Origin of the sequence: Tumebacillus sp. BK434 (assembly GCF_004340785.1) — a bacterium.
Lineage (GTDB): Bacteria > Bacillota > Bacilli > Tumebacillales > Tumebacillaceae > Tumebacillus_A.
Genome location: NZ_SLXS01000020.1, coordinates 1 through 3,957, shown reverse-complemented (window position 1 = coordinate 3,957; position 3,957 = coordinate 1). Strand labels below are relative to the sequence as shown.

General features: G+C 51.7%; 4 protein-coding genes. 2 read left to right on the top strand and 2 right to left on the bottom strand.

All coding sequences use genetic code 11. The annotated features are described in order from the left end of the window. Window positions 1-477: 477 nt before the first annotated feature. Together EV586_RS20385 and EV586_RS20380 are read right to left on the bottom strand one after the other, a co-directional pair. Entirely contained in the window at window positions 478-726 is a 249-nt protein-coding gene (locus EV586_RS20385) for a hypothetical protein (protein WP_132946906.1), read from the bottom strand. Window positions 727-766: 40 nt separating this feature from the next. Beyond that, complete coding sequence (locus EV586_RS20380; RefSeq protein ID WP_132946905.1) at window positions 767-979, bottom strand: hypothetical protein; 213 nt, start codon at window positions 977-979, stop codon at window positions 767-769. 117 nt (window positions 980-1,096) lie between these two features. On the opposite strand from EV586_RS20380, the gene EV586_RS20375 reads away from it, so the two are divergent. Together EV586_RS20375 and EV586_RS20370 are read left to right on the top strand one after the other, a co-directional pair. Then, window positions 1,097-2,836, top strand: coding sequence for an ATP-dependent nuclease (locus EV586_RS20375; protein WP_132946904.1), 1,740 nt, complete (start codon window positions 1,097-1,099; stop codon window positions 2,834-2,836). 382 nt (window positions 2,837-3,218) lie between these two features. Continuing rightward, window positions 3,219-3,731, top strand: a complete 513-nt coding sequence (locus EV586_RS20370; RefSeq protein WP_132946903.1) for a hypothetical protein — start codon at window positions 3,219-3,221, stop codon at window positions 3,729-3,731. Window positions 3,732-3,957 lie beyond the last annotated feature (226 nt).

The following is a 3,957-nucleotide window of genomic DNA, read 5'->3' as shown; positions in this document are numbered from 1 at the left end:
CTGAGCCAGGATCAAACTCTCAATAAAAGTTAGAAAGCTTGTATCTTGACTCGTATCTCATCTCTGTAACACTCGTTTAGTTTTCAAGGATCAATACAAGATGTTCATTGTCCAGCGTTGCGACAGGACGTCGCGTTCTTCGCTGGGCTATCATCACCGCGTGTCTCTCGCGGCGACAAGAGATAATATATCATGGCTGGATAGCTTGTCACAACTCGGATTTTCATCATTTTGGCAGTTTGGAGAACAAATTTCGCCCGCTGTCGAAATCAGCGCTAACGACCTTCATTTTTTGTTCTCATTCTTCATTATCCTGCCCAACGTCGCGAATCTTCATTGGTTTCTACGGATGACATGATCCACGCGGGCGTTCGGCAGCATCGTGACATCCCCGCCCTCAGGCGATTCGAACTCCAGCGTTTCGACTTCTGCATCCAACCGAAAGTTCGTGTTCGACTTCACGGTCACTTTTTTCAGCTATGCATCAAACACCCCGCTTTCCCCCGGCTCCAGTCCCGCAACTTGAAACAGGTAATCACCGCGAAAGCCGCCCCAGAACTCTGCCCCATGCAGCAGGATCATCCCGTTGGCCTTGACCAACACCACCGCCAGCTCTTCCCGCGTCATTCCTTCCTCCGGACGAAACTTCTCCCCGTGCCCGCCCATCAGCCCGGCGCACCGCTTCGATCTCCGCGCTCCCCCACTCTGCAGGCACCACATCTGCAAAAACAGAGTCTGCTGTCGGCCGCACAGCCAAGCGCATCGCTTAGGCCAGCATCACAGCAAACTCCCGGTGCGTCACCACATCCTGCGCCCGAAACTTCCCGATCAAAGTGCCCGGGAAAATGCCTAACCGCTGTCCTTCCCTGATCGAAGCGACCGCAAAACTGTTAGCCCGCTGCAACTCCGCCGAGACCGAACCAGAAGCCAGCAACGTCCCCAACACAGCCAATAACGCCACCTTGTTTGTAAACTTCATCCTCAGCACCTCACCGATCCTTCTAAAAAGATTTCTCATGATTTTACAATCCTTAGACTTTACTGTATACCTTTTGGCCAGACTGGAGACGAACAACCACACAGGAGGTGCCGCCCCATGCAACGCCCCCGCCTCAACAAGCTGATCATCAAAAACTTCCGCTGCATCGTCCATACACCCGTCGAAATCGAACTTGACGACATCGTTGTGCTCGTCGGCCCAAACAACGCCGGCAAAAGCTCGATCCTCCGCGCCTACGAAGTTGTCATGTCGGAAGGCTCCCAAGCGGGTAAGCTGACCCGCGACGATTTTCCCAATGGGGAGATCCGGCCGGACGCACTGCCGGAGATCGAGCTGCACACCATCATCTACAATGACTTGCCCGGACAGCGTTGGATACACACCGACCCGTCGACAGGCGAGATGCTTGTCCGCGAAAAATGGCTTTGGCGCGACATCGGCGACCCGATCCGCCAAGGCTATGACGTGGAAAAAGGCGCCTGGGACGCTCAAGTGCCTTGGGGCGCCGCCAACATCGCCAACTCCCGCCGTCCCCAGCCGCACCGGGTCGATGCGTTCACCCATCCCAAAGAGCAGTCCGACAAAATCCTCGCCCTGCTGCTCTCCGTCCTCAATGAGCGAGTCCAAGCGACCGATTACGGGCTTGTCCTCGACAAGCTCGGCGAACTGCAAACGCTGATCGTCGACCAGTCCCGCCCCCGCATCGCCGAAGTTGAAGCGGGCGTGAACCAGATCATCTCGCAGGTGTTCCCCGATTATGCGATCCGCTTCGATGCTCGCCCGGAAGAAGAGCTGGACAAAGCGATTCAGTTCTTCAAAGCCCCTCAGCTACTGATGGGCCCTCAAGACGGCTACCAGAGCACCATCGACCGTCAAGGCAGCGGCGCGCGCCGCACTTTGCTCTGGGCGGCCTTGCGCTATATCTCCGAACAGGGCTTCGACAAACCAAAATCACGCAGCAAAAAGACGCCTGAGAAGTTGGCGGAACGCCCACATGTGCTACTATTGGATGAGCCTGAGCTCTGCCTGCACCCCGGTGCCGTGCGCGAAGCTTGCCGCGTTTTGTATGACCTGCCGAAAACGGACAACTGGCAGGTGATGGTCACCACCCACTCCCCGGCGTTTCTCGACCTCTCCCGTGACAACACGACGATCATTCGGGTCGAGCGCACCACGCGCGGTGAGATCAAAGGCACAACCTTGTTCCGCCCGGAGCGTGTCCAGCTTGACGAGGACGACAAGCAAAAATTGAAACTGCTCAACATCTGCGACCCGCACGTGGCTGAGTTTTTCTTTGGCGGGAACGTGATCATCGTGGAAGGGGATACCGAGTACACCGCCTTCCAGCACGTCATCGCCGCCCAGCCCGGTCGCTACAAAAACGTGCACATCATCCGTGCGCGAGGCAAGGCGACGATCATCTCCCTAATCAAGATCCTCAACCATTTCGGGACAAGCTACTCCGTACTCCACGACAGCGACCTCCCCACAACGGTCACCAAAACCGGCAAAGAGATCGCCAACCCGGCCTGGGCGCACAACATCAAGATCTATCAAGAGATCCAGCAGAACCCCGATCCGTCCCACGTGCGCCTGCTCGCCTCCGTCCCCAACTTCGAAGCCTCCTTTTTCGGCGAAGAAGTCAGCGGGGAAAAGCCTTACAATGCCCTGCTCGAAATGCAAAAGAGCCCCGCGTCATTCCAAACGATCGAACACCTCCTCCAAGTCCTCCTCGACCACTCCCGCCCCGACCTCCCCACCGGTTGTGTAGAGTGGCACAGTCTGGAGCAATTAAAAGAAGCGGCGGTAAACGCAAAAAAGACCCGATCTGCGTAAGATCGGGTCGTTTAGAAGAAAGTGCGTTTAATATTTTAAAGTTCAATTAGTGACCAGCGCTCCGTTGGAAGATTTTTAAGTAATTGAATAGCTTCGAATTCGCGAAATGAATACTCTGCATGAGGACTTTCGATAGTTGTGATCTCGGTAACATCTTTTGCAGCCATCTGTGAAAGGGACCTGAAGTTATTTGCCTTGACCTTTTTTCTTACACGGAATGCTGCATTTCTTATAACAGAGTAGCACCAGTGTAAAAGATAAAACAGACAAAATATAACGAGTTTCGATTTTTCCCGGTACTTATCGTCAATCATTTTGAATACCGTGTTGTTATATTTATCCACTTATGATAATGTTAGCAAAAACAGAGGAGGTGTCGATCATGCGTATCGGCAAGTATGTATTCACTATTTTCCTTTCAACTTCACTTCTATTGACTGGATGTGGAAATGAACCCGTGAAAAATGAAAATACAACCCCTGTTAATTCGGATGCTTCCATCTCTGCAAAGAAACAACTTGATACATTGCAAACAGAACTCAGTTTTAAAGTCGTTGTCCCAACAACTCTTCCATATAAGTTGGAATTGACCAGTATCGTCCCTCAGTTGAATCCCAATACCGGTAAAAATAACGGCGTTGGGCTTGTCTTCCAGTCACCTGACCAAAAACACTCTTTAAACATTAGACAGATAGAAGGCAGTGAAACTGGGTCACTTGGCGGGGCCGAAAAGGAAATTGAAATTAACGGTACCCAAGGAAAGATCGCAACTAATGGCAAACTTACTGAACTGTTGTGGTCGAATGGTTCTATTGTTTTCTATATCTACGCTGACCCGAACACGGAAATCGGTTCTGAAAAATCTCTTCTAGAGATCGCAAAACAGTTTCAATAGCCATTTCATACCAAAGAAGTCTTAGACTTATGTCTAAGACTTCTTATTTTTTCAAGACCATGCGTAAAAAACAAACCTTGTACACTCTTACTAGGCGAAAGCTACAAACTGATCATTAGTAGGCAATTATGAAAAAAGACCCGATCTGCGTAAGATCGGATCTTTCTCTATTGCCTAGCGACGTCCTACTCTCCCAGGACCCTGCGGTCCAAGTACCATCGGCTCT

Excerpts from the sequence above, each read along its gene's own strand:
- EV586_RS20370 (WP_132946903.1), top strand. The coding sequence starts at position 3,219 with ATGCGTATCGGCAAGTATGTATTCACTATTTTCCTTTCAACTTCACTT.
- EV586_RS20380 (WP_132946905.1), bottom strand. The coding sequence starts at position 979 with ATGAAGTTTACAAACAAGGTGGCGTTATTGGCTGTGTTGGGGACGTTG.
- EV586_RS20375 (WP_132946904.1), top strand. The coding sequence starts at position 1,097 with ATGCAACGCCCCCGCCTCAACAAGCTGATCATCAAAAACTTCCGCTGC.